Origin of the sequence: Rothia sp. HMSC065C03 (assembly GCF_001837295.1) — a bacterium.
In the GTDB taxonomy this organism is placed as follows: Bacteria; Actinomycetota; Actinomycetes; order Actinomycetales; family Micrococcaceae; genus Rothia.
In genome coordinates, this window is sequence record NZ_KV831978.1 from 234,567 (window position 1) to 259,219 (window position 24,653).

The window sequence follows — 24,653 nt, forward strand, 5'->3', positions numbered from 1 at the left end:
GTAACTCAAAACGGCGTATGCAAAGAGCCCCGTTCCTCAATACGAGGAACGGGGCTCTTTGCGCTCCACACGTGGAGCAGAAGCTAAAACGCGGATGGTAAGGGATTTGAACCCTTGAGACGGGGTCACCGCCTACTGGTTTTCAAGACCAGCTCCTTCGGCCGCTCGGACAACCATCCATACGCACCAGAGACCGGCATTTTATGGCAATACCGTGCCGCAGGGCACTACGAGATTATCTCATGCGATAAGCTTTCTGTAAATCGCGCACCAACGATGGTGCTTCCGGCAATGAGGAGGACTCATGAGAGCAATTATTGAGAACAGTCACGGCGGACCTGAGGCTCTGACAATCAGCGAAGTCCCCGCCCCCGTACCCCGATCCCACGAAGTTCTCGTCCGTGTTCACGCCGCCGGAATCAACCGCGCCGACGCCCTGCAGCGCCGCGGATTCTACCCGCCGCCCGCCGGCGCGAGCGCCATCTACGGCCTCGAAGTAGCCGGCGTCATTGAAGCGGTCGGTGAAGGCGCCTCCGTGGAGAACTGCGGCACCCCCGTCATGGCGCTCCTCGCTGGAGGCGGCTACGCCGACTACGTGACCGTACCGGTCGACCACGTGCTGCCCGTACCCGAACAGCTGAGTTTTGCCGAAGCCGCCGGTATTCCCGAAGTCGCGGCAACCGTCTACTCGAACCTGGTTCTCACCTGTGGTATGAGCATGAACCCCGCCGAAAACCTCAAGGAAGACGGTGAACCCGCGGTGGTGCTCGTGCACGGTGGTACCGGCGGTATCGGTGTGCACGCTATTCAGCTGGCGCTCGCCGTAGGTACCCGCGTGTTTGCAACCGTGGGAACCGAGGAAAAAGCAGAATATGTGCGCTTACTAGGTGCGGAACCCATTATTTATACAGAACATTCGTTCCGTGAAGTTCTGCTGGCTGAAACTGGCGGACGCGGCGCTGACTACATCCTCGACGTCGTGGGCGGAAAGTACCTGGACGACAATCTGCACACCCTCGCCGACGGCGGGCACCTGTGCATTATCGGTCTGATGGGCGGCGCCAAAGCAGAAGTGAACCTGGGGTATATGCTCTCCCGCCGCCTGTCGGTGCACGCTACGAGCCTGCGTACCCGTTCGGATCATCAGAAGGCTGAGATTCTGCGAGGTGTACGCGAACACGTGCTGCCGCTGATTGAATCCGGCAGGATTGGCGTGGGTCTGGACCGTATCTTCGACATGGAGGAGGCGGCTGCCGCCCACGAATACTTCGACTCCGGTCAGCATCGCGGCAAGATTGTGCTGCGCATGGTCTAGAAATCGCTGCGCCCCTGCGGTGCTATTTTAGGCCGGTGCCATTTTAGACTGGCGCTGCGGGGAGCGTCGCGTGAGCGGCGTGAAGAAAATCTGGGTTTGAAATAAACAGTTGACTGCTGACATCTCGTCACTAAAGGAGATTTAGGGTAACCTAAGTATAGGGAGGTTTGCGGGTCGCCGCAGAGCCCATCACCGGCAGCCTCCACCGACCAACAAACACGGCACACACACCACGCAGAGGAGGACATATGGGACTTAAAAGCTACCTGCAATCGCGCCGCGACGACGCCGAACTCGGCAAAGGCATCTGGCGCCGATCCCACGACCGGTTCATTCGCGGTATCGACCGCTTCCACCAGGTCCTCGAACGCTTGGCGGCAACCGATTCGTCCACCTCCATGATTGAGCTCATCGTGCCGGACGCAAACGAGCTCGCCGACCTCATCCCGCGCGTGCGTGCAGTCGCTATGGAAGCGCACCGCCTCGCCCCCAGCGACGGCGATATTCCCGCCTCCCCATTCGGCACCTACTCCGACCTGAACCGCGCCCTCTCCAAGGCGGGCAACGCCGTGGCACTCTGCGCCGAAGCGCTCGCCATGGCACGCTGCTTCGGTAATTGTGCGAGTGCATGCGACCGCCAGGTGAGCGTGCACCGCCGCGTGGAAACCGTCATCCAGCACATTGAAGACGCTGAGCGTCTGATTCAGCGCGCCCAGAAGGAAGCCGCCGGCAAGCTGACCTTCGACGATGGAATCCCCGTGGGCCGCACCCAGCTGATTGAGGCATAACACAGGGCCTAAATTGCGGTCAACAGGCGGGTTAGTTTGATGTGCACCTCAACAGGCGATACGCTTAAAGAAGAGGTGTAGGACACTTCTTATGCGGTTCCGTCACAATGGAGGTGACGACACAATGCGATGGTACGCGCGGAAGAACCGCAGGCTTTTTCCTGCCCCTCTACGGCACAACCCAATGCATATACAATTCACGGAAGAAGTCACACACCATGTTTGAATTCCACCGCAATGAGCGTGCGCGTCAGCTGCGCCCCAGCCTCTCACGCTCCTGGCTCCTCGTGCGCGCCAACTCCTCCGAAGAAGTCTTTGAAGAGGCCTTCGAATCCGAGGCCGACTCCATCATTATCGACCTCGAAGACGGCTGCCCCGCCGAAGAGAAGGACGCCGCTCGCGAACAGGTCGTCCGTATGCTCAACTCCGGCGTCGTCGCATGGGTGCGAATCAACGCCATCACCACCGAACACTGGTGGAAGGACGTCAAGGCCCTCAAGAACGTGAAGGGTCTGCGAGGCGTCATGCTCGCCACCGCAGAGCACGCTACCGACATTGACCGTACCGCAGCCGAGCTACCCCCCGGAACCCCCATCATCGCGCTGATTGAGTCCGCGCTCGGCGTGCACCACTCGGTGGATATTGCTCGCGCAATCGGCACTTTCCGCCTCGCATTCGGCGCAGGCGACTACCGCCGCGACACCGGCTCCTCCGCAACCCCCATGGCGCTCGCCTACGTGCGTTCGCAACTGGTGATTGCCTCCACCCTGGGCGGTCTGCCCGGCCCCATCGACGGCCCGACCCTCGGCGCATACGGCGCTGACCTCTCCAAGGCATGCGGCTACGCGAACGACCACGGCATGACCGGTAAGATCACCCTCGACATTCGCCAGGCTGAGACCATCAACGCGGCATTCTCCCCGAGCGAGCTCGAAATCGAAGAAGCACACCAGATGCTCGACGTGCCCCTCGACGGCCCCCGCGACGGCTCCTACCTGCCGCGCTACCTGCGTGCAAAGAAGGTCAAGGAACTCGCCAAGGTCTACGGCCTGTGGGGCAAGACCGACAGCGACTTCCAGCGCGCATCCAAGTAAGGCGCTGGTCTAAAGTACACACGTAAAAAGCCGCGCATCCGACCCCCGAGCGGGGAATCGGATGCGCGGCTTTCGTATGCCCTCAAAATGGCGGCGCGCCGTAGCTTAGCTGCTAGTTACGGGGCGACTTGCCGCCCGTTAACGCATGAGCACACACATACGAAGTCACCAAAGAAATCACAATCGGCACCAGGAACGAGGTGTCATCCTCATACACGGAACGGTAGAAGAACCACACCGCCAGGGAAACCACCAGCGCCAGCACGTACACCAGCGCAAAACGCATCGTGGGGCTCATCGAACGCGAAGAACCCGCAACGGTATGACCAGCCTGCGAACGGTTCTGCAAACGCTGAGTATTTGAGGAGTGAGAAGACATGAGAATCTCCTAAAAATCGACGGTGACATCTCGAAGATGCTAAAAACCGCCGCAACACACCGGAAACCGGCACGCGTTACGGCGGATGTGGAGCCCCCAGTGGGATTCGAACCCACGACCTTTTCTTTACGAGGGAAATGCTCTACCCCTGAGCTATAGAGGCACATATGCTGTCATCCGTAGCCGCCCGAAAGCAACTGACGAACAGTGCATACCCCGCAATAGTACCAAAAAGGCGGGGGAGAGGCTAATTACTTTCAACACCGCGACCGCAGCTGAGAGCAGGTGACAGGGTGCCTATGGCGTGCACTGCATTCACCCCGCAAACCCGCCCGCAGATAGGGAATGTTCAGGGCAGAGGCATACAATAAACCCTATACCCATGGCGGCTGACAGCGCCTCACCGCGCCCAACAACCGCTGGCACATCAACCACAGATGTATCTCAACCACAGACCAGCCCGCCACCCATAGAGAGAGGAACCACCATGACTTCACCCCTCAACCGCCGCACCCTTCTGCTGGGCGTAGTGCCCGCCGCCGCCCTGGGACTGAGCGCATGCGGTTCCAGCTCCTCCCAGTCTTCTTCGACTGCATCGGCATCTGCGAGCGCCTCGGCAAGTGGTTCGGCGAGCGCATCCGCGAGCGCTTCGGCATCCGCTGCCCCCTCGGGCTCGGCTACTGCTTCTGCAACCGCTGACGACGGCTACGTCGGCTACCGCTTCAACCGCGAAGTACCCGGCGCAGGCACCGCAACCCTGTACACCGACTACCAGTGCCCCTACTGCGCCAAGGCAGAACCCAAGTTCGAAGAAGCCGCCAAGAAGCTCGACGGCGTGCTGAACGTGACCGTGCGCCACATGCCGCTGAACATGCACGTCAACGCCGTACCCGCCGCCCTCGCAGTGGAAGCAGCCGAGGCGCAGGGCAAGCACCTCGAAATGGCGAACAAGCTCTTCGCCACCCAGAACGACTGGAAGGGCATCAGCGAACGCGACAAGCTGCGCACCCTCTTCAACGACTACGCCAAGGAACTGGGCCTGAACACCGAAGAATTCGACAAGGTCCTGCTCGCTTCCGATACCGTCAAGCCCATCCAGCGCGACTACGATCACGCCGTGAAGATTGGCGTGAAGGGCACCCCCACCTTCGTCGTGAACGACAAGGTCGTTGAGGGCCTGGATTCCTCCTCTTCGGTGGATGATTTGGTCAGCACCTTCAAGCGTGAAGCTGGCGTGAAGTAGTGGCGCACATTCAGCTCTCCGGCGGCCAGCGCGCCGAAATCCACCCGGACGGGTTCAGCGACCACGGCTACGTTCTCGAAATCGGTGGCGCTGAGCAGTCCCACGTGGATATTGCGGACCCCGGCTACGTGTTCTACGAGTACCTGCGCCGCATCGCAAACACGGTGGATGCGCTCGCGCCCGCCGGCGAACCCATTACCGCCGCACACCTGGGCGCCGGTGCGTTGACCCTCGTGCGCTATATTCAGGCGACCCGCCCCGGCTCCCGCCAGGTTGCCGTGGACATTGAGCCCGAGCTCATGGGCTTCGTAACGGACCGCCTGCCGCTGCCCGCCGGCACCGACTGCCAGCTCGTGGTGGGGGATGCCCGCGAGCAGCTGGAGAACCTGCCCGAACTGCTGGGTGTGCCCGGTTTCGACGCGATTATCCTCGATATTTTCACCGGCATGGACGCGCCCGCGCACCTGGCGAACCGCGACTTCTACCGCGAACTCAAGGACGCCCTGAGCGAGCGCGGCATGGTCGCCATCAACGTGGGCGACGACGCGGGTCTGCCCTTCTTCCAGCTGCAGGCAACCGCCATGCTCGAAGTCTTCGACCACGTGTGGTGCCTGTGCGAGAGCTCCATGCTCAGCGGGCAGAACGAAGGCAACCTCGTGCTGGTTGGCACCGCCCGCGAGCTGGACGAGGACACCCAGGACCGGCTGTACGCCCTGGGCCCGCATCCGGCGGAGGTGCTCACCACCGATGAGCTGCGCGACCTGCTGGACGAGCTGGCTGAGAGCTAAAACTGAAACATAAAACCGTTGAGACGGGTACCAACCAGGTACCCGCCTCAACGGTTTTGTTTATGGGTTTTCTATATGCCTCGCGCCGGCAGAATTTAGGTTTTACTCGGGTAGCGGCACGGGAACAGGATCCTCGCCGTCATCCTTCTGCTTGGGGGAGCCGCTCTGCGCGGTGGTCAGCGTAATGCCCACACTCGCGGTCATCAGCAGGCAGATCGCCAGCCAACGAATCGGGCCGGTCTCCTGATTCAGCAACGCCCAACCGGCAATCGCCGCAATAGCGGGCTCCATACTCATCAGCACGCTAAACACCTGCTGCGGCAGGTTGCGCAGCGCCATCAACTCCGCGCTATAGGGAATCACCGAAGCGAACATTGCGGTACCAAAAATCATGAGGAGCAGCATCGGATCCTGCGCCGCATTCCACAGCGGCTGAGGCGCCGGAACAACCGCCGCCACCGGGGCAATAAACGCGGCACCAACAAGCATCGCAACCGCCAGGCCGCTCGCACCCGGAACCAGGGCACCCACCTTCGCGCTCGAGCGAATATACAGCGCCCAGAACACGCCAGCAATCAGCGCGAACGTCAGACCCAGGTAGTCGGTATCCTTGCCGACCGCCGCCTCGTAGCCGAGCACCAGCATGCCCGCCAGGGCGCAGAGCACCCATACCGCGTCGCGGAGCCTGCGCGTCAGCATAGACGCCAAAGCCAGCGGCCCCAAGAACTCCACCGCAACCGCCAAACCAATCGGGATGCGGTCAATCGCGCAATAGAAGAAGCCGTTCATCAGACCAAACGTCATACCGAAAATGATGACGGCATGCCACTGCTCCTTCGACCACGACAGCGCACCCGGCGGCATTTCGCCGCCGCGGCGGGTATGCCAACGCGCCGCCAACCACACGGCGCTACCCACCACAATGGAAGCAATCGCCAGGCGGCTGACACTAATAGCCAGAGCGCCAAACAGCGGGAAAAGAGTAATCGCGAACGCGGCACCGAACTGCAGCGATGAGCAGGACATCAGCACAAACATAATGCCCAGTGCGGGGCGTTGAGATGAAGTATGCGGCATGATTCTCCTTCCTGCGCCTCACAAGGCGGTACTTCTCCACGTGTGCATGCTGTGCCGCTACGGGGCAGAACGAACGCTCCAATAGCGCCGTTTAAAGAGCGCGCCCCCCGGGCAACACGAGATACTATCCTACTCGTTACCCGGGGGGGGGCTAGAAGCCGTTGACACGGCTACAGTTCAGTAGATTAGAGGCCCTTCGCCTCACGGTCAGCCTTAATCTGTTCAGCCGACGGAATCGTAATAGAGTTAGTCGCCATCTGCGCAATATCCACCGCGTGCGCATCCACCGCACCCGGCAGGTAATGGTCCGCATCCTCCAGCGTGCCGTCCTCCTGCGCCTTCTTCTGCGCACGAGCGTGAGAAATCGAAATACCGATACTCGCCGCCACCAGCAGAGCAATAGCAACCCAACGAACCAGGCCGGTAGCTTCACCAAGCATCACAATACCCACAGCCGCCGCAATCGCAGGCTCCAGGGACAGCACCACGCTATAAATGTGCGCGGGCAGCAGACGCAGCGAAGAAACCTCACCCAGCGCCGGCAGGGCAGAAGCCAGCAGACCCATCAGGCAGCCAATAGCCAGCAGGTGCACATCCTGGGTGACCTTCAACAGGTTATTGCCGCTTATCAGGAACGGGAACGGCAGAACCAGCAGGGTAGAGACAACGTTACCCACGACCATGCCGCCCATACCCGGAATCAGAGCGCCAACCTTCTCAGTCGCCAGAATATAGGCGGCACGAGAAATAGCGGTCAGGATTGCGAAAACCACACCCATCAACGCGAAATCTTCAGGCTTCGCCTGGGACTCAGCAGTCAGAATCGCCATGCCCGTAAATGACAGAGCAATCCACACCAGGTCCAGCTTACGGCGCGACATAACCGTCGCCAGCACCAGCGGACCCATAAACTCAATAGCCACCGCAATTGCTAGCGGAACCTGCTCAATAGCCACATAGAAGAAGGCATTCGCACCGGTCAGGGCGACACCGAGGACAATGACCGCCATCCACTGCTGACGGGTCCACGAACGAATCTGCGGGCGGAAGAACACCCACAGCAGGATAGAAGATGTCAGCAGGCGCAGAGCGACCACGCCCCAGGGGCCCAAATCGCCCATGAGCTGCTTGGCAAGAGCCGCACCGAACTGCGCCGAAATAATCGCGCCGGTCGCGTACGCAACACCCAGCCCCTGAGTCGCCAGGGGAGAACGCGCAGCATTGGGCGTATGGGTGGAAGAAGTCATAGTATTCCTTAGGATTCAGAAGAGGTATTAGCCGCTATCTGTCATCAGGCGCAACCCGAATCTCCGTGAAGCAGGTCACGCACTATGCAAACAATGAATAGTGTGTAATCTACGACAATTTTACGCGCTTTAAAATTGGGCGCAAATAAAGACCAAAACACCCTAACAAGCGATCAAAAACCTCCACGCCCTCGGTGAAATTTCACCCCCCAAACCCCACCACAGGCCCCATATTCAGGAAAAATTCACCAAGCCGTGATTTACTGAGAGCATGCTTGACCCGAAGAAGTCTCTATTCGATGAAGACGGCAACCCCCGTCCCGCACTGACCACCACCCTCGACAACGTACTGCGCATGCAACGACCGCTCGCGCTGTCCATCGTCAAAAAACTGCGTGAAGCACACCCCGACGAAACCCCCGAACAAATCCACAAGCGCCTCGACCGCACCTACCTGCGTGACATCACCGCCATCGGCGGCGTCACCGGCGCATCCGCATTCGTGCCCGGCGTCGGCACCGTCACCTCCATGAGCCTGTCCGCGCTCGCAGTCGGCGGCTACCTCGAACGCACCGCACTCTACGCCCAGGCAGTCGCAGAACTGCACGGCGTGCACGTACACGACCCCGAAACCGCCCGCTCCATGGTCATGGCAATCATGCTCGGCGAAGAAGGCTCCCAGCTCATGAACACCGTGCTGCTGCAGACCGGCAAGGCAGGCGGTGTCTCCAACAAGTGGGGCATGCTGCTCGGCAACTCCTCCAGCGGCAAGATGTTCAGCGTCGAACGTACCATCCGAAACATGTTCATCCGCCGCTTCCTCACCCGCCAGACCGGTGCACTGCTCGGCCGTGCCCTGCCCTTCGGCGTGGGCGCAGTCGTTGGCGGTGGCGCGAACCTGACCCTCGGCAAGGACGTCGTGCGCAACACCCGCCGAGCCTTCGGCGACGCGCCCGCCTACTTCCCCGCAGAGCTCATGATTACCCCGCGTGCACCGCGCGTACAGGGCGGCGAAGGTTCGGACGGCTCCTCCGGCGTGGCTGGCTCCCTGCTCAAGGGCGTCAAGGACGCAGGTAAGGCTGTAGGCAAGGTCTTCACCCGCGACAAGGGCAACGACACCGAAACCGGTCACCACCGCATGCTCGGCCGCTAAAATCCTAGCCGGTCATAAAACCGGAACATAGCGAAGACCCAACACGCTAAAGACCCCGAATCCCTGAATGCAGGGACCCGGGGTCTTTTGTTTATATCTTTGCTACGGACTAAGCGTTCTTCGCATGGTCCAGCAGCTGAGCCGCAATACCGTTATAGGTGTGCGGAGTCAGAGCCGACAGACGCGCCTCAGCCTTGGGGGAGAGGCCCAGAGTAGCCACAAACTCCTTCAGACGAGCAGCATCCACGCGGTGACCGCGAGTCAGCTCCTTCAGACGCTCATACGGGTTCTCCATGCCGGGAACACCTGCGATAGCCTCAGCGCGCATCACCATCTGGATCGCCTCAGCCAGAACCTCCCAGTTCGCATCCAGATCAGCGGAAATAACCTCGGTCGCAATATCCAGACGCTCAAGGCCCTTCACCACATTGGAGATAGCCAGCACCGAGTGACCAAACGCCACACCAATATTGCGCTGCGCCGAGGAGTCAGTCAGGTCACGCTGCCAACGAGAAGTCACCAGGGTCGAACCCAGCGAATCCAGCAGAGCGTTAGAGAGCTCCAGGTTAGCCTCCGCATTCTCAAAGCGAATCGGGTTCACCTTGTGCGGCATAGTCGACGAACCGGTCGCACCAGCCACCGGAATCTGACGGAAGAAACCAATCGAAATGTAGCTCCACACATCGGTGCAGAGGTTGTGCAGCACACGGTTGAAGTGCGCGATATCCGAGTACAGCTCGGCCTGCCAGTCGTGCGACTCAATCTGGGTGGTCAGCGGGTTCCAGGTCAGGCCCAGGTGCTCCACAAAACCACGAGAAACAGCCTGCCAATCAGCGTCAGGAACCGACGCATAGTGAGCAGCGTAAGTGCCGGTCGCACCGTTAATCTTGCCGAGGAACTCGGTAGCAGCAGCGTGCTTCACCTGACGCTTCAGACGGTAGGCGAGAACACCCAACTCCTTACCCAGGGTGGAGGGAGTTGCAGGCTGACCGTGAGTGCGGCACAGCATCGGCACGTCGCGGCCTTCCTCAGCCAGCTTCAGCAGAACCTCAACCAGGTTCTCAGCAGCCGGAACCCACACGTTCTCAACAGCGTCCTTGATGCCCAACGCGTAGGCGAGGTTGTTAATGTCCTCGGAGGTGCAGCCGAAGTGAACCAGCGGCACCAGGTGACCCAGGCCCAGGCCCTCCAGGCGGCGACCAATGTAGTACTCAACCGCCTTCACGTCGTGAACGGTGACTGCCTCAATCTCAGCCAGCTCCGCCACAGAATCAGCGTTGAAATCGGTCACGATGGCGCGCAGGCCCTTCTTCTGCTCCTCGCTCAGCGGGGACAGACCCGGCAGCACCTCGTGCTCGCACAGGTAAATGAACCACTCAACCTCAACGTGGATGCGGTCGCGGTTCAGCGCCGCCTCAGAGAGGTAGTTGGTCAGGGGCGCGGTCACGGAAGCGTAGCGTCCGTCCAGGGGGCCCAGCGCAAGTTCGCCGGTGCCCAGGTCAATACGGCCAGAAGGCAAGAAGGTGTTATTGGTGTGAGACATAACTCTATTTTTGCATGAATTCGCCGAAAAAAAGAGGCGGGCAGAGCATATGGACGTGATGGGTGGCTGGGTTAGTTGCAGAAATATGACAAAACGAGGGGGTGCGGAGGGGGCATTTTTTGGGTTTTGAGGGGCAAAAACGTGCGAATTCTTCGAAACAAGCCTGAGTTATCCACAGGTTGGCGTACTCCGCCTGCACGGTCACCGCGGCAGATTTAGCCTAAAACAAACCCGCCGTGAAAGGACACACTATGAGCACCCTCGTCGACACCGCACCGCCTCCCGCACCCCAGCTGCCCCGCATCGAACCAACCGATATCCTCCGCGCAGCAGGACACATGGGCATCGGCACCGCCGCCGGCCACGCCCTCGCCACTCAGCTCATGGCAGCAGCCGCCCTCGCCCGCGCCAAAGGCGCAGAACTCGCTCACAGGATGCGCACCGAAGCCCAAGAAATCCGCACCGCACACCAACGCGCCAACGAACTCAACGGCGACCGCTGGGCATCCGAAGCCGGACGCGCCTACCGGCGACAACTCGAAGAGCACCGCGAAAAAATCCGCCACCAAGCCGAACAAGCCGAAGGCACCGCCGCCATGATCGCCGCCGCCGGAGAAGAACTCGCCAACGACCTCACCGGCAAAGCGCAGGCAATCAAAGTCGCCGCCTCCGCCGTAGATAACCTACTCGGCAAACTTGCCGACGGTGCCGCCGACGCCCTGGAAAAACTCAACCCCGGCGAAATCATCGCCCGCTCAGGCGTGCAAAAAGCCCAGTCAGCGCTCGATTCACTCATGCACGTGAACCTGCCCGACGGGCTGAGCTCGCTCATCCGAACCCACTAACCTCAGGAGAAACCATGCTTACCGGACCCACCGTTGCACCCATCGGTGACCTCTCCGGGCCCGTAGACCCCACTGGGCCTGGTGTGCTTACTGGGGGTACCATCAGCGTTACCCTCGAAGAAATGCCCGCCATCGCCGACGGGCTCGACACCGTCAGCCGCACCTGCGCCGACCGAACCATGCCGATTCTCGGCATCGCCGCCGAAACCCGGCTCTTCCTCGGCATCAACGGACGCGCCCAGCAGGCTGCTGGCCTCTGCGCCGGCCTCGCTACAGACCTCGGCGGAAGCGCGCTAAAGTTCGGTGCCACCGCAGCAGCCGTCCGCGCCGCCCACAGCTCCTACCTGCAGACCGAAAATATTGTCGCAGGCTGGTTTGAGTTCACAGGTAAGACGCACGGTGGAAAGCTACCCGACGGGCGCAGTAGCCAGGACTACATCCGCGGACTTATCGCAAGAGGATACGGAAATATCACCTATTTCGTTAAGCTCACCATTCCCGAGCTTGGGTATTTCGCGGCCTCTCGGACATTGCCTTTTTCGCCTCTAACCGCTCTCGCCCTCTTCGGCGTAGCCGCCTACTTCGACGCCAAATGGAACCCCGAGATTGCGCGTCCGCGTATTGCTAGCAGATTCTCCGCTATGACGGGACTGTCCCAGGAATTCATTGAGAAAGTACTGGAAAAGAATGGAGTTGGCATTGTAGGTCCCCTCCATGGCCCGGAGGCCGATAAGAGGGCGTATAGCGTGTCTACCACCTCAGCTGAAAAATACGGTGTTGCTGCACATCGTGGCGAGAAAAGCCAGCTCTCTGTAGGCGTCAGTTCGGACCGTCTGCAGGTGGCTGCCAAGGCACAGGACCAGGAGTTCGAACGTTCCCAGCAAGATGCGAGTAGGGGCGAGCGCGGTGCAGTGCTTGTTACCGTCATGTACGAAGCAGGACATGAAGGCGACCCAGCCCATGCACTGTATGTGGTGAGTATTCCGGGTACTAATTTTGCCTCATGGGGCGGTTCTCCCATTGATCCGGCAGGCGCTATGCGTGAAACGTTAGGTGAAGATACTCTGAAGAATCCCGCCTACCAGATGGTTTTGCAGGCCCTGCGTGATGCAGGGGCACCTCAGGGCGCACGCGTGTACATGGAGGGTTTCAGCCAGGGCGCCATGATTGCCTACAACATGGCTAATAGTCTCGAGGTTGCCAAAGAAATCAACATTATGGGTATCTATGCTCAAGGTACTCCGCTGCGGGGTTTGCCCGCCAAACGCCGTGGTTTCGCCGTGGACTACGTGGAAGGAGAAGGAGACTGGGTTCCTGACTCTGCATGGCGAGAAGATGGATGGCGTCCTGACGACCGTGATACGCCAATCACAGTCCAGAATCCTGAACATGATGGTGGAAAATATCGAGAAACCCTAGAACGCGAAGGATATAGTGGAGCGGTATTTGGTGGCATGCGTGCGGCAATGGACGGCAAAGAGTATGTGCTGGGGGAACAGAAGGTTACCTCGGGCTCTGCCATGCCAGACGGGTACAGCTCGGCTGAGCGAAAGGGCGTAACACTCGCACGTCTCGGAACTTACATAGACCAAGCCCATAAATCTGGAGTTAAGTTTGACGAGAAGGGTATAGACGAAGCGATTGAACAAGGAACGGGCGGTAAGTTTAAGGGCCTTCAAGATATTAGAGATCGGGTGGAACGGGTACAGCAAACAGCAGAATATGTAGGGGGGAAGTTCAGCGGGACACTCCCTGCCGTCATCGAGGGCGTCCAAAAGACCATCCCTCACCCCGAGCCGACTCCGCAGGAATCTCAGAACCCGCAGCCTGCATGGCCCGAAATGCCTGTGCCGCAGATGCCCAAGGTGCCCCTCCTGCAGGGATACAACCCGCAGCATCTGCCGCCCGCCATCAATATGCCGAGCGACCTGAGCCGCCCCGAGCCTGCCCCCATCAAGATGCCCGGGGACCTGAGTCGTCCGGAGCCTGGGCCCATCAAGATGCCCGATCGAATCGAGGCAGAGGGACAGCTACCCCCTGCAGGTCTGATTCCGCCGGACATTCTGCCCAAACCTGCAGATCTGCATACGCACATCGAAAAGGCTGTTACTCAGCCATTCATCGAGCAATTGCAGCTCCCTAGTGTGGGTTCTGCTCTCAAGAATCCTCCAATCTTCCAATCCGGACAGGGCGGAGATTACGACGGCGGTGAGTCGCTCATCCCCACTCTGCCGGACCTGAAACCTGCGCCCATGCTCCCGCCCAAGAGCATTGACCCGGGATTCCTCGCACCAACTCCGCCCGAGAATATCGATCCCGGGTTCCGCGCACCAGGCCCTCCCGAGGACCTGACTCCCCTCGAGGAGCGTGAACCCCTGATGGTCTAAAAGCCCAATCTCAAGAACCAATCTTGACGGCTCGGTGGAGGGTGGAGGGGACGAGTAGAGTAGAGAAGAGAAGAGGGGCGCCGCCGGTCCAATACCCGGCGGCGCCCCTCCATCTATGCGTACAGCGCTCGCGGCTAGTCTCTGCTACCTGCACAGGTACAGCTTGCTCGCGACCTGCTCTCCAGGTGAGAAGCGTTAGCCTCCGAGCCGCCCGCAGGCACATACTGGAAGCATGAGCCAGTCAGCTGAACACGCCAACATCCCGGTCCGCCCCGTCTTCAACACCCTGCCCAGCTACGCGGCAGGCAAGCCGCCCGCACCCGTTGAAGGCCTCACCCAGTACAAGCTCTCCTCCAACGAGAACCCGCTGGGCCCCGTACCCGAGGTTGCGCGCGTCCTCGCAGAATTTGCGACCGCGCACCGCTACCCCGACCCGCTCTCCACCGCCCTGCGACAGAAGCTCTCCGCACGACTGGGTGTGGACGCTGACGACATCGTCACCGGTGCCGGTAGTCTCGGCGCGCTCAACCAGATTCTCAAAACCTTCGCCGGCGTAAACGCCGACGGCGTTCAGGACGAAGTCATCTACGCCTGGCGTTCCTTCGAGGCGTACCCGATCCTTGTCGGCATCATGGGCGCTCGCAGCGTGCAGGTGCCGAACCTGCCCGACGGCTCGCACGACCTGGACGCCATGGCCGCCGCCATCACCGAGCGCACCCGCCTGATTCTGGTCTGCACCCCCAACAACCCGACCGGTCCCGCCGTCACCGAAAGCCAGATTCGTGCGTTCCTGGCGAAGGTGCCCTCCCACATTCCCGTGGTGATTGATGAGGCGTACTTCGAATTCTGCGCTGCCTCCACCGTGCAGGAGGGTGAAGAGCCTCCGCTGAACGGCCTGGATATCTACTGTGACTACGAGAACGTCATCATTCTGCGCACCTTCTCCAAGGCGCAGGGCCTGGCGGGTCTACGCGTGGGCTACTCGATTTCGCATCCGCAGATTACGCAGCACCTGCGCGTGGCGGCGACCCCGTTCGCGGTGACGGCGCTGGCGGAGGCGGCGGCTATCGCCTCCATCGAGCATGAGGATGCGGTGATGGAGCGCGTGAGCCACCTGGTGTCTGAGCGTGAGCGCGTGACCGCCCGCCTGTGCGAGCTGGGCTACGAGTTCCCGAGCACTTACGCGAACTTTGTGTGGCTGCCCCTGGGGGAGCGTACGGGTGAGTTTGTGCAGCTGATGGCTGAGCACGCGCTGTCGGTGCGTGCGTTCGGTACCGAGGGCGTGCGCGTGAGCATCGGTGAGGTGGAGGCGAACGACCGTTTCCTCTCGCTATGCGAGGTCTTCGCGAAGGGTCTCTAGAGCCTCTGGTAAAGGGGAGTGGGTGAGCACCTGACCCTAATTCAACCCTAATTGAACAATGTACTATTTTCCCTAGTCGAGGTTCGTTTAGGCTTTTCAAATGGTTCTCGCGTGGGAAAAATGGCGGCTCGAAAAAGCGCTTAATGGCTAAATTAAACCTCCCATATATTCCTGAAAAAGAATATATGGGAGGTTTAATTTAATGATGTTCAAATAGTGAATGACAGGGCACAATACACTGCGTTATCAGCGTAACTGCCGCGAGATAAAGCCGGAAAGAGTAGACTGGTAACTATATATGCCCAGACCCTCACAGGCCTACCGGAACAGCTCAAACCCTGCACCATCAGGTGAACGTTGAGACTAAAACCCAAGCCGCTGAGGGCCAAGCCCTCGTCACGTGTGGAGGTTAGATGCACGAGAACGACAAGTACCCGGGAGTGCCCGAACGCATCCAGCTCATGGATGAAAACGGCACCGTACACGAACACCCCACCTACAGCCGGTACATCGAAGACGTCAACGCAGACACCCTGCGCGAGGCATACCGCCTCATGTACACCACCCGCCGATTCGACGACGAGGCAACCGCCCTGCAGCGCCAGGGCCAGCTCGCCCTCTGGGTGCCCAGCCGAGGCCAGGAAGCCGCACAGGTCGGCTCCGCACTCGCCTACGCACCCAACGACTACATCTTCCCCTCCTACCGCGAGCACGCCGTCGCCTTGACGCGTGGCGTGGACTTCCGCGACCTGATCACCATCTTCCGCGGCTCCACCACCCACGGCTGGGACATGAAGGCACACAACTTCCACACCTACACCAAGGTGCTTGCGGCCCAGACCCTGCACGCAGTCGGCTACGCCATGGGTCTGAACTTCGACGCCGACATCGAGGCTGAAACCGGCACCCGTCGCACCGGTCAGGGTCAGGCAACCGACCCTGCCGAAGATACCCAGAAGCCCGCCGTGGCGGTCTACTTTGGTGACGGCTCCTCCACCGAGGGTGACGCACACGAATCCATGGTTTTCGCCGCCTCCTATAACGCGCCGGTGCTCTTCTTCGTGCAGAACAACCGCTGGGCTATCTCCGTGCCCTTCGAGGTGCAGTCCCGCGTTCCGGTGTCCACCCGCGCCGCAGGCTACGGCTTCGAGGGTATTCGCGTTGACGGCAACGACGTTCTCGCCGTACTGGCTGCAACCCGCTACGCCATGGAGAAGATCCGTGCCGGTGAAGGCCCCGTGCTGATTGAAGCTGAGACCTACCGCCTCGGCCCGCACACCACCGCGGACGACCCCACCAAGTACCGCACCGATGCCGACCTGGAAGGTCCCCTGCGCCGCGACCCCATGCTTCGCCTGGAGAAGCACCTGCGCGAGCAGGGTTACGCCGATGATGCCTTCTTTGAAGAGGTTGCAGAATCTGCGCAGCAGGTCGCGAACGGCGTGCGTGAGGCAGTGCTGAACTCCGAGGTTGCCGACTTTGAGTATTTCTTCGACCGCGTCTATGCGCAGGAGCATCAGCAGGTGGAAGACGACCGCGAGTTCTACCGTAACTACGTTGCAGGCTTTGAAGAGGAGTAAGCATGAGCGAGAAAATTGAACGTTTGACCCTCGCCAAGGCGATTACCCGCGGCCTGGAAGACGCCATGGAAGCCGACCGCACCGTCGTCATGCTCGGTGAGGATATCGGCAAGCTTGGTGGCGTGTACCGTGTGACCGAGGGCCTGCAGGCGCGCTTCGGCAACCGCCGCGTCATGGATGCGCCCCTGGGAGAGTCCGGCATTATCGGCACCTCCATCGGTATGGCCCTGCGTGGCTACCGCCCCGTGCCGGAGATTCAGTTCGACGGCTTCGTGTTCCCCGCCTACAACCAAATTACGAGCCAGCTGGCGAAGATTCACAACCGCACCGATAAGCAGTACACGGTGCCGGTGACCATCCGCATTCCGTACGGTGGCGTGATTGGTTCGGTGGAGCACCACTCCGAGTCCCCGGAGGCGCTGTTCGCCCACACCGCGGGTCTGCGTATTGTGACCCCCTCGACTCCGCACGAGGCGTACTGGATGACCCGCAAGGCGATTGAGTGCCCCGACCCGGTCATTATTTTTGAGCCGAAGCGCCGCTACTGGCTCAAGGGTGAAGTGGACTTTAGCGACACCTCCTTTGATCCGTTTAGCGCCCAGGTGGTGCGTGAGGGTACGGACGCGACCATCGTTGCGTACGGTCCGCTGGTGCCGGTTGCTCTGGCTGCTGCAGAGGCTGCCGTGGAGGATGGCCGCTCGATTGAGGTCATTGACCTGCGCTCGATTTCGCCGCTGGACGTGCCGACCGTTGCCGCTTCGGTGGCGAAGACTGGCCGCCTAATTGTCGCGCACGAGGCGCCGACCTTCGGTGGCATGGGCGGTGAGTTGGCTGCGGCGATTACGGAGCGTTGCTTCTACAGCCTGCAGGCGCCGGTGATTCGTGTGGGCGGCTACTACATGCCGTACCCGGTGTCCCGCGTTGAGGAAGAGTACGTGCCCGATATTGACCGTATTCTTGAGGCGGTTGACCGCGCTTTTGACTACTAGGCATTCCCTGATCTGACGTATCAGCGTGTTGCGCTATGGCGGGTTGCGAGCCCGCACAGAATATTCCGTATAGGGTATATGCCCTAGTGAGAGGTAAAAATGTCCCAGATTTTCCCGCTCCCTGACGTGGGCGAAGGCCTGACCGAAGCAGAAATCCTCAGCTGGAAGGTGGCAGTCGGTACCGAGGTCGCCATCAACGACGTCCTCGTCGAAATTGAAACCGCGAAGAGCGTCGTGGAACTTCCCTCGCCCTTCGCCGGCACCGTCGAGGCGCTGCTCGTTGCCGAAGGCGAAACCGTTGAGGTGGGCACCCCGATCATCAGCATCTCCGGCGGCGACAACGCACCCGCAACCCCGGCGGCACCCGCCGCGGCAGAGGCTGAGTCCGGCACCGCACTGGTCGGCTCCGGCCCCAAGGCGGACGCTGTGAAGCGCCGCGCCCGCAAACGCCCCGCCTCCGCGGCCCAGCCCGCACAGGCTGTTGCGGCACCGGTCGCACCGGCTGTTCAGGCACCCGTGGCGCACACCCCCGCCGACTCGGCGAACCGCAACCAGGGCCTGCTGAGCGAGCTGGCTGAGCGCGCCTCCCGCTTTGTGGAGAACACCCCGCTGAACTCGGTGGTGCAGCGTCTGGCACCCGAGCCCGCAGCGGCTCCCGCGCCGACTTTGGCTCCCGAGCAGGTTCCGCACCGCCCGACCCTCGCGCCGCCTCCGGTGCGTCTTGCCGCAAAGGAGCTGGGTGTTGACCTGGCGAACGTGACCGCTACCGGTGCGCGCGGCCAGGTGACCAAGCAGGACCTCATGAACTATGTGGCGCACCTGAGCGATGTGCAGCATAGCGGCGCCCGCCAGCCGTTCTGGCAGCCCGCAGCCACCCCCGGTGACCGCATTGAGCGCATCCCTGTGCGTGGCGTGCGTAAGGCTACCGCGAAGGCTATGGTTGCTTCGGCGTTTAGCGCCCCGCACGTGTCGATTTTCGTGGACGTTGATGCCTCCCGCACCATGGAGTTCGTGAAGCGTTTGAAGAAGTCCCGCCACTTTGAGGGTGTGAAGGTCACCCCGCTGCTGGTGCTTGCCGCCGCGGTCATTTGGGCTGCTGAGCGTAACCCGCAGGTCAACGCGACCTGGACCGATAGCGAAATCCAGATTAAGCACTTCATGAACCTGGGTATTGCTGCGGCGACCCCGCGCGGCCTGATGGTTCCGAACATTAAGGACGCTCAGGAGCTGTCTCTGCGTGAGCTGGCTATTGCGCTGAACAACCTGACCACTCGCGCCCGTGAGGGTAAGACTCAGCCCGCTGAGATGGCGAACGGCACCCTGACCATTACGAACATCGGTTCGCTGGGTATTGATACGGGTACCCCGATTATTAACCCCGGTGAGGTGGCGATTGTTGCCTTCGGTACGATCAAGCAGAAGCCGTGGGTGGTTGATGGTGAGGTCATTCCTCGCTGGGTGACGACCCTGGGTGGTTCCTTCGATCACCGTGTGGTGGATGGCGACCTGTCGGCTCGTTTCATGGCTGATGTGGCTGCGATTCTTGAGGAGCCTGCACTGCTGCTGGACCACTAAGCGGAACATTTTGGCTAGTCAGCGCCGTATTGCTGGGTAGCTGAGGCTGTTTAGGATACAGATATTTAGATACAGAAAACCTCCGGTACCTTACGCAAGGTACCGGAGGTTTTCTGTATTCTCTAACGCCGAGTTGCGCGCTTAGAAACCTAAGTTAGGCGTCCTCGCGTGCCACCTGATCGTTCGGATACTTGTCCACGCGGCGGTGGTACAGGCGTCCGCACAGGCCGCCGAGGATAGCGCCGAGGAAGCTCAACGCCAGAACCAGCAGAACCGCCAGCAGACCGTTCGCGAAGTCGCCCGCAATGAGCTTCTGCAGGGACAGGGACGCAACACCGTTCTGGAACAGCTGAGGCGCCAGGAAGGTCGCCAGGGATCCGAGGATGAGCGCCATAATCTGCCAGAGCCACACGGCAATGCCCTGCTTTGCGCCGGCGAATCGTGCCATACGACCCGCTGCGTAGCCGCCCACCAGGTAGGCAAAGAAGATGAGCACGCTCAGCGCGACCGCTACCGGTACGGCGTTTGATGTGCCGCTGAAGAGTCGGGAGACCACCGAGGCGTACTCGATGGACTCGCTCTGACCGGTCAGGGTCAGCCACGACTGGATAGCCCACAGGCCACCGTCCATGAGGGAGATGGTAATCAGCCAACCGAGCAGACCGGGCAACAGCTGCATGCGGGAGTATCGGCTCTTCTGCATGGACAGTGCGGTTGCTGCGGTGAGGACGGGCTCTGCGCCCGCCGCGCCTGCGGTACCGGCGGGGGTGGGGATGACGAAGTGGTCATCATCCGCCGGATTAGCCTGCGGGGCGCCGGGTGCCGCATGGGCGTTACCGGGTGCGGGCACCTCGTAGCTTGCCGCTGCGGTCGGTGCGGTAGCGGGGGCCGCAGAAGCATTACCGCGTACGTTGTCCGGGCTGGGGGCTGCGGGCTTGTCGAGCCAACTGAGGTTATCGGTAGCGGGTTCGCCCAAGTCAGCACCGGATTCTGCACTGTGAGCGGCACCGTTTGCAGAGACGACCGGCTGGGTTGCGGTAGCCGCGTCAGTGACGGAGAGAGGCTGGGTCGCATCCTGCGAGGACTGCGCAGAGGACTGCGCCGAGGCGCTCGACTCGCGCGCCTTTTCGTGCGCGCGGCGTGCCGCGTTTAGGTCCTCGTCGGTCAGGACCACGGTGGGGTCGTCGGAGGAGAATGCCGCTTCCCACAGGTCACTTTCGGTGGGGGTGGACGCCGCGGCGGCCGGACGCTGCTGCGGGGTGTTGTTCTGTGTGTTCATTAAATCCTTTGGATTCTAGTCCTGGGTGCTGATTTAGCGGTTGCGGTCAGCGTAGAAGGCGCGTGCTTCTTCCAGGGCTTCTGCGGAGTAGGTGTGCGGGTATGCCGGGCGTTCGTTCTCGTCCAGGGTGCGGATGACGCGGCCGGGGTTGCCTACCACGACGGAGTTTTCGGGTACATCCTCGGTGACGACGGTGCCTGCACCAATCACGGAGTTCTTGCCGATGGTCACGCCGCCCAGGATGATAGCGCCGCCGCCAATCCAGACGTTGTCTTCAACGGTGATGGGCTCGCCGCCTTCCCAGTATGCGGCGCGGTCGACCGGGTTGAGCGGGTGGGTGGGGGTGAGGAACTGTACGTTGTTGCCGACGAGCACGGTGGAGCCGATACGAATCGGGCAGACGTCCAGGAATACGCAGTCGAAGTTGAAGAAGGAGCCGTCGCCAATGTAGGTGTTCACGCCGTAGTCGAAGCGTGCGCCGGGGCGGATGTGGGAGTGCTCGCCCAGGTGGCCGAGGTGTTCACGGTAGACGTGCATTGCCTGCGCCTGCTCGCCGCGTGCGTAGTGTTCTTCGGCGAGGACGGTTGCAGCGTGGATGCGCTTGTACTGCGCGCCGCATTCGGCGTCGGGCATGTAGGCGGCGCCGGAGACCATGCGGTGGAAGATGTCGCCGTTGGGGCGCTGCGGGGTGTGCATTAGTGGGCTCCTCCCAGAAGGTAAGCAAGTGCGATGATGGCCATTCCGAACAGGATGACGACTCCTCCGGCGATGGCGAATCGCTTGGAAATTTCGCGGAGGAGCTTCTTGAACTGTTCGTCAGTGATGTCTTGCTGTCGTTTACTCATGCTTTAAGTATCCCAGAGTTGCTGGGTTCTGCCTTAGTGTTTCGGTGTTTATTGCGGTATCTGGGGCGGGTGTACCGTGTGATTTTCAGCGTGGAAAGAAACGGTGCTGAGTTGAAGCCTGCGGGTGCGGGAAGGCACAATCATTGCATGACTGAGGCTCAGAAGAACACGAACCTGCAGGATGCGGCGGCTCCTGCATCCCCCGCTGGCGCATCCGCTGGTGTAGCTGCTGGTGCGCATCCGTTGGCGCATCGCCCCTGGTTGAAGAACTATACGCCGTGGACTGCTCGCGATATTGAGCTGCCTGAAACCTCGCTGAGCCACCTCATTGACGAGGCGGTTCGCACCGTACCGCATAAGGTTGCGCTGGAGTTCTTTGGCGCGACCACGACCTACGCTGAGCTGGGGGACCAGATTGAGCGTGCGGCGGAGGGGCTGCGCGTGGCGGGTGTGCAGGCGGGTGACCGTGTGGCGCTGATTCTGCCGAACTGCCCTCAGCATATTGCGGCGTTTTACGCGATTCTGCGTTTGGGCGCGATTGTGGTGGAGCATAACCCGCTCTACACGGGCGCTGAGTTGCGTCACATGTTTGAGGATCACGGCGCGAAGGTCGCGATTGTGTGGGATAAGATCGCTTCGCATATTACGGGTCTTCCGGATGATATTCGCCCGAGCCATATTTATTCGGTGAACATGATTTCGGCGATGCCTGCGCTGATGCGTACCGCGCTGAAGCTGCCGTTGAAGAGTGCGCGTGCTTCGCGTGAGAAGCTGACCGGTCCCGCTCCGGGTACGGTGCCGTGGTCGCAGCTGCTCAAGAGTGAGCGTATTGATCCTGCGCATCGCCGCCCGACGGCGCACGATATTGCGCTGCTGCAGTACACCTCTGGCACGACCGGTCTGCCCAAGGGCGTGATGCTCACGCACCGCAACCTGGAGTCTAACGGCCGCATGGGTGAGGCGTGGATTAACCCGGGCGATGACGAGGTGATTTACTCGGTTCTGCCGCTGTTCCACGCGTACGGCATGACCCTGGGCGTGACGATTGCGTCGCTGTGCCGCGCCCGCCTGGTGCTGTTCCCGACCGTGGACATGGACCTGATTCTGAAGGCGATGAAGAAGACTCGCCCGACCATTCTGCCTGCGGTTCCGCCGGTGTACCGCCGCCTCATGGATGAGGCGAAGAAGCGCGGCGTGTCCCTGGAGGGTATCCGTTACGCGGTGTCTGGCGCGATGAACCTGCCGCCTGAGCTGGTTGCCGAGTGGGAGGAAGCCTCCGGCGGTTTCATGGTGGAGGGCTACGGCCTGACCGAGTGTGCGCCGCTGGTCTCCTGCAACCCGCTCAATGACACTCGCCGTGCCGGTTTCATTGGTGTTCCGTTCCCCTCCACCGATATTCGCGTGGTGGACCCGGAAACCGGCGAGGACGTGCCCGAGGGTGAAGAGGGCGAGCTGTGGGTGAAGGGTCCTCAGCGTTTTGCCGGCTACTGGAAGCGTGAAGACGAGACCGCGAAGACCATCACCCCCGATGGTTGGTTGCGTACCGGCGATATTGTGCGCCTGGACGAGGACTACTTCATTCAGATTGTGGACCGCATCAAGGAGGTCATCATCACCGGTGGCTTCAATGTCTCCCCGACGGAGGTTGAGGTCGCCCTCAAGCAGCACGACATGGTCGCGGATGCGGCAGTGGTCGGTATTCCGCTGCCCGCCGGTGGCGAGATGGTCGTTGCCGCCGTGGTTGCCGCCCCGGGACGCGTGGTGCAGGAACACACCCTGCGTGAGCACTGCTACTCGAAGGTGACCCGCTATAAGGTTCCGCGCCGCATCGTGGTGGTGGATGACCTGCCCCGTTCGATGCTGGGTAAGGTTCTGCGCCGTAAGGTGCGTGAGCAGCTGATTGCTTCGGGTGAGTTCGATCAGTAGTACTGGTTGATTCGCCGCCTGCTCGTAATGAGTGGGTTAGATGGACGCCGGCTTGGGTTTTTGTACCCTTGCCGGCGTTTTGTGTGCGCCTGAATACACCGGCAATGACATCGTCAATGACGCTTTGTGACCTGGAAATAATCACTGCATGACGAATTATGACAAAATATGACGACCTTGACGTTCTGTGTCTCATGAATAGCTCTTAACTTCCACACCCGCCCCCGCGCGTGCTGTAATTGTCCCATCATCATTCCCATCGGACGTGCTAATACCAACGTCAGCACCCGGCGGAACGCATCATCATTCAACAGAAAGATTCATAGCCGTGAAGAAGTTTGCTGCTGCACTCGCAGTTGTCCCCATGGTCTTTGGCCTGGCAGCCTGCGGTTCCACCAACTCCTCCTCCTCTTCCTCCAGCTCCAAGAAGGTCACCATCGGTGTGGTTGGCTCTGAGAAGTTCAACAAGACCCTGAAGGAAGAAGCTAAGAAGCAGGGTATCGACATTGAGTACAAGGAGTTCAGCGCTTACACCGAGCCGAACCCCGCACTGGACGCCGGTGACATCGACATGAACCGCTTCCAGCACATCGCGTACCTGTCTAACTACAACGTGAGCGCTAAAAAGGACCTGCAGATTGTCGGCCCGACCGTCATCTACCCGATGGCTCTGTTCTCCAAGAAGCACTCCAAGCTGGCTGACATCCCCCAGGGCGGCGAGATCGTTATCCCGAACGACACCGTGAACGAAGCACGCGCGCTGAAGCTGCTGAAGACCAACGGTCTGGTTACCTTCAAGAACGCTGACGTTGACGCACCCACCATCGACGACGTGGACACCGCTAACTCCAAGGTGAAGGTCACCCCCGTTGACGCAACCCAGACCGTGGTTGGCATGGAGTCCGCTGACGGCGCAGTCGTCAACAACGACTTCCTCAAGGATGCAGGCCTGAAGCCCGCAGACGCACTGGCTCAGGACGACCCCAAGACCGACCCCTCGGCAATCAAGTACGTGAACCTCTTCGTTGCTCAGAAGGACAAGGCTGACGACGAGACCTACAAGAAGATTGTTGAACTCTTCCACTCCAAGGCCGTCATGGACGTCGTTCAGGAAGAGACCCGCGGCACCGCCGTTGAGGTCAACGTGAGCACCGACGAGCTGCGTCAGTCCCTGGCTAACGAAGAAGCCAAGCTGCGCGCTAAGAAGTAATCTTCTCAATACACGCCTCCTCTAGGCATA

The 24,653-nt window shown here is 60.8% G+C and carries 21 protein-coding genes and 2 tRNA genes; 14 read left to right on the forward strand and 9 right to left on the reverse strand.

Going from position 1 to position 24,653, the window contains the following annotated elements; all coding sequences use genetic code 11:
* Positions 1–91: 91 nt before the first annotated feature.
* Positions 92–179: transfer RNA gene (locus HMPREF2605_RS01200), tRNA-Ser, on the reverse strand.
* 125 nt (positions 180–304) lie between these two features.
* On the opposite strand from HMPREF2605_RS01200, the gene HMPREF2605_RS01205 reads away from it, so the two are divergent.
* The 3 genes from HMPREF2605_RS01205 (at position 305) to HMPREF2605_RS01215 (ending at position 3,197) form a co-directional block, all read left to right on the forward strand.
* Entirely contained in the window at positions 305–1,315 is a 1,011-nt protein-coding gene (locus HMPREF2605_RS01205; RefSeq protein WP_049340389.1) for an NAD(P)H-quinone oxidoreductase, read from the forward strand.
* 248 nt (positions 1,316–1,563) lie between these two features.
* Positions 1,564–2,103: a hypothetical protein gene (locus HMPREF2605_RS01210; RefSeq protein ID WP_049353202.1), complete on the forward strand. Its 540-nt coding sequence runs from the start codon at positions 1,564–1,566 to the stop codon at positions 2,101–2,103.
* Positions 2,104–2,321: 218 nt separating this feature from the next.
* Entirely contained in the window at positions 2,322–3,197 is an 876-nt protein-coding gene (locus tag HMPREF2605_RS01215; protein ID WP_005504437.1) for an HpcH/HpaI aldolase/citrate lyase family protein, read from the forward strand.
* Positions 3,198–3,309: 112 nt separating this feature from the next.
* Here HMPREF2605_RS01215 and HMPREF2605_RS01220 read toward each other — a convergent pair whose 3' ends face one another.
* Together HMPREF2605_RS01220 and HMPREF2605_RS01225 are read right to left on the reverse strand one after the other, a co-directional pair.
* Positions 3,310–3,576, reverse strand: coding sequence for a hypothetical protein (locus HMPREF2605_RS01220; RefSeq protein WP_070846706.1), 267 nt, complete (start codon positions 3,574–3,576; stop codon positions 3,310–3,312).
* A gap of 88 nt (positions 3,577–3,664) precedes the next feature.
* Positions 3,665–3,739: transfer RNA gene (locus HMPREF2605_RS01225), tRNA-Thr, on the reverse strand.
* A gap of 324 nt (positions 3,740–4,063) precedes the next feature.
* Here HMPREF2605_RS01225 and HMPREF2605_RS01230 point away from each other — a divergent pair.
* Both HMPREF2605_RS01230 and HMPREF2605_RS01235 read left to right on the forward strand, forming a co-directional pair.
* On the forward strand, positions 4,064–4,819 hold the full coding sequence (locus tag HMPREF2605_RS01230; protein WP_070846707.1) for a DsbA family protein: 756 nt from the start codon (positions 4,064–4,066) through the stop codon (positions 4,817–4,819).
* The gene (locus HMPREF2605_RS01235; RefSeq protein ID WP_070846708.1) at positions 4,819–5,607 is read left to right on the forward strand and encodes a spermidine synthase; all 789 of its coding nucleotides are present in this window, start codon (positions 4,819–4,821) and stop codon (positions 5,605–5,607) included. Before HMPREF2605_RS01230 ends, HMPREF2605_RS01235 begins: the two co-directional genes overlap by 1 nt.
* Before the next feature lie 102 nt (positions 5,608–5,709).
* Here HMPREF2605_RS01235 and HMPREF2605_RS01240 read toward each other — a convergent pair whose 3' ends face one another.
* Both HMPREF2605_RS01240 and HMPREF2605_RS01245 read right to left on the reverse strand, forming a co-directional pair.
* On the reverse strand, positions 5,710–6,684 hold the full coding sequence (locus tag HMPREF2605_RS01240) for an EamA family transporter (RefSeq protein ID WP_070846709.1): 975 nt from the start codon (positions 6,682–6,684) through the stop codon (positions 5,710–5,712).
* 185 nt (positions 6,685–6,869) lie between these two features.
* On the reverse strand, positions 6,870–7,931 hold the full coding sequence (locus tag HMPREF2605_RS01245) for an EamA family transporter (protein WP_012902817.1): 1,062 nt from the start codon (positions 7,929–7,931) through the stop codon (positions 6,870–6,872).
* Positions 7,932–8,202: 271 nt separating this feature from the next.
* Here HMPREF2605_RS01245 and HMPREF2605_RS01250 point away from each other — a divergent pair, with 271 nt between their 5' ends.
* Complete coding sequence (locus HMPREF2605_RS01250) at positions 8,203–9,084, forward strand: hypothetical protein (protein WP_049346152.1); 882 nt, start codon at positions 8,203–8,205, stop codon at positions 9,082–9,084.
* A gap of 109 nt (positions 9,085–9,193) precedes the next feature.
* On the opposite strand, the gene purB is transcribed toward HMPREF2605_RS01250, so the two are convergent.
* A complete protein-coding gene (gene purB / locus HMPREF2605_RS01255; protein WP_049353985.1) occupies positions 9,194–10,627 on the reverse strand; it encodes an adenylosuccinate lyase in 1,434 nt (477 codons plus the stop codon).
* Between the two features lie 251 nt (positions 10,628–10,878).
* Between purB and HMPREF2605_RS01260 the strand changes: the two genes are divergently transcribed.
* The 6 genes from HMPREF2605_RS01260 to HMPREF2605_RS01285 all read left to right on the forward strand — a co-directional run bounded on the left by HMPREF2605_RS01260 (position 10,879) and on the right by HMPREF2605_RS01285 (position 19,363).
* The gene (locus HMPREF2605_RS01260; protein WP_070846710.1) at positions 10,879–11,472 is read left to right on the forward strand and encodes an ABC transporter substrate-binding protein; all 594 of its coding nucleotides are present in this window, start codon (positions 10,879–10,881) and stop codon (positions 11,470–11,472) included.
* 14 nt (positions 11,473–11,486) lie between these two features.
* Entirely contained in the window at positions 11,487–13,859 is a 2,373-nt protein-coding gene (locus HMPREF2605_RS01265; RefSeq protein WP_070630038.1) for an extensin, read from the forward strand.
* Positions 13,860–14,091: 232 nt separating this feature from the next.
* Positions 14,092–15,219 carry a histidinol-phosphate transaminase gene (locus HMPREF2605_RS01270; RefSeq protein WP_070630037.1) on the forward strand — a complete coding sequence of 376 codons (1,128 nt, stop codon included), beginning with the start codon at positions 14,092–14,094 and terminating at the stop codon, positions 15,217–15,219.
* A gap of 413 nt (positions 15,220–15,632) precedes the next feature.
* Positions 15,633–16,799 (forward strand): thiamine pyrophosphate-dependent enzyme, encoded by a 1,167-nt coding sequence (locus HMPREF2605_RS01275; protein ID WP_070846711.1) that lies wholly within the window; start codon positions 15,633–15,635, stop codon positions 16,797–16,799.
* Positions 16,800–16,801: 2 nt separating this feature from the next.
* The gene (locus tag HMPREF2605_RS01280) at positions 16,802–17,788 is read left to right on the forward strand and encodes an alpha-ketoacid dehydrogenase subunit beta (protein WP_049327015.1); all 987 of its coding nucleotides are present in this window, start codon (positions 16,802–16,804) and stop codon (positions 17,786–17,788) included.
* Between the two features lie 99 nt (positions 17,789–17,887).
* Entirely contained in the window at positions 17,888–19,363 is a 1,476-nt protein-coding gene (locus HMPREF2605_RS01285; RefSeq protein WP_012902826.1) for a dihydrolipoamide acetyltransferase family protein, read from the forward strand.
* Positions 19,364–19,517: 154 nt separating this feature from the next.
* Here the strand turns inward: HMPREF2605_RS01285 and HMPREF2605_RS01290 are convergent, their stop codons facing one another.
* Genes HMPREF2605_RS01290 through HMPREF2605_RS09460 form a run of 3 tightly spaced genes read right to left on the reverse strand, consistent with a single transcriptional unit; the run spans position 19,518 to position 21,487 of the window.
* Positions 19,518–20,642, reverse strand: coding sequence for a hypothetical protein (locus tag HMPREF2605_RS01290; protein WP_070846712.1), 1,125 nt, complete (start codon positions 20,640–20,642; stop codon positions 19,518–19,520).
* Between the two features lie 33 nt (positions 20,643–20,675).
* The gene (locus HMPREF2605_RS01295; RefSeq protein ID WP_070846713.1) at positions 20,676–21,338 is read right to left on the reverse strand and encodes a sugar O-acetyltransferase; all 663 of its coding nucleotides are present in this window, start codon (positions 21,336–21,338) and stop codon (positions 20,676–20,678) included.
* Entirely contained in the window at positions 21,338–21,487 is a 150-nt protein-coding gene (locus HMPREF2605_RS09460; RefSeq protein WP_005504480.1) for a hypothetical protein, read from the reverse strand. Before HMPREF2605_RS09460 ends, HMPREF2605_RS01295 begins: the two co-directional genes overlap by 1 nt.
* A gap of 147 nt (positions 21,488–21,634) precedes the next feature.
* On the opposite strand from HMPREF2605_RS09460, the gene HMPREF2605_RS01300 reads away from it, so the two are divergent.
* Together HMPREF2605_RS01300 and HMPREF2605_RS01305 are read left to right on the forward strand one after the other, a co-directional pair.
* On the forward strand, positions 21,635–23,413 hold the full coding sequence (locus HMPREF2605_RS01300) for a long-chain-fatty-acid--CoA ligase (protein WP_080974858.1): 1,779 nt from the start codon (positions 21,635–21,637) through the stop codon (positions 23,411–23,413).
* 328 nt (positions 23,414–23,741) lie between these two features.
* Positions 23,742–24,623 carry a MetQ/NlpA family ABC transporter substrate-binding protein gene (locus HMPREF2605_RS01305; RefSeq protein WP_070846714.1) on the forward strand — a complete coding sequence of 294 codons (882 nt, stop codon included), beginning with the start codon at positions 23,742–23,744 and terminating at the stop codon, positions 24,621–24,623.
* Positions 24,624–24,653 lie beyond the last annotated feature (30 nt).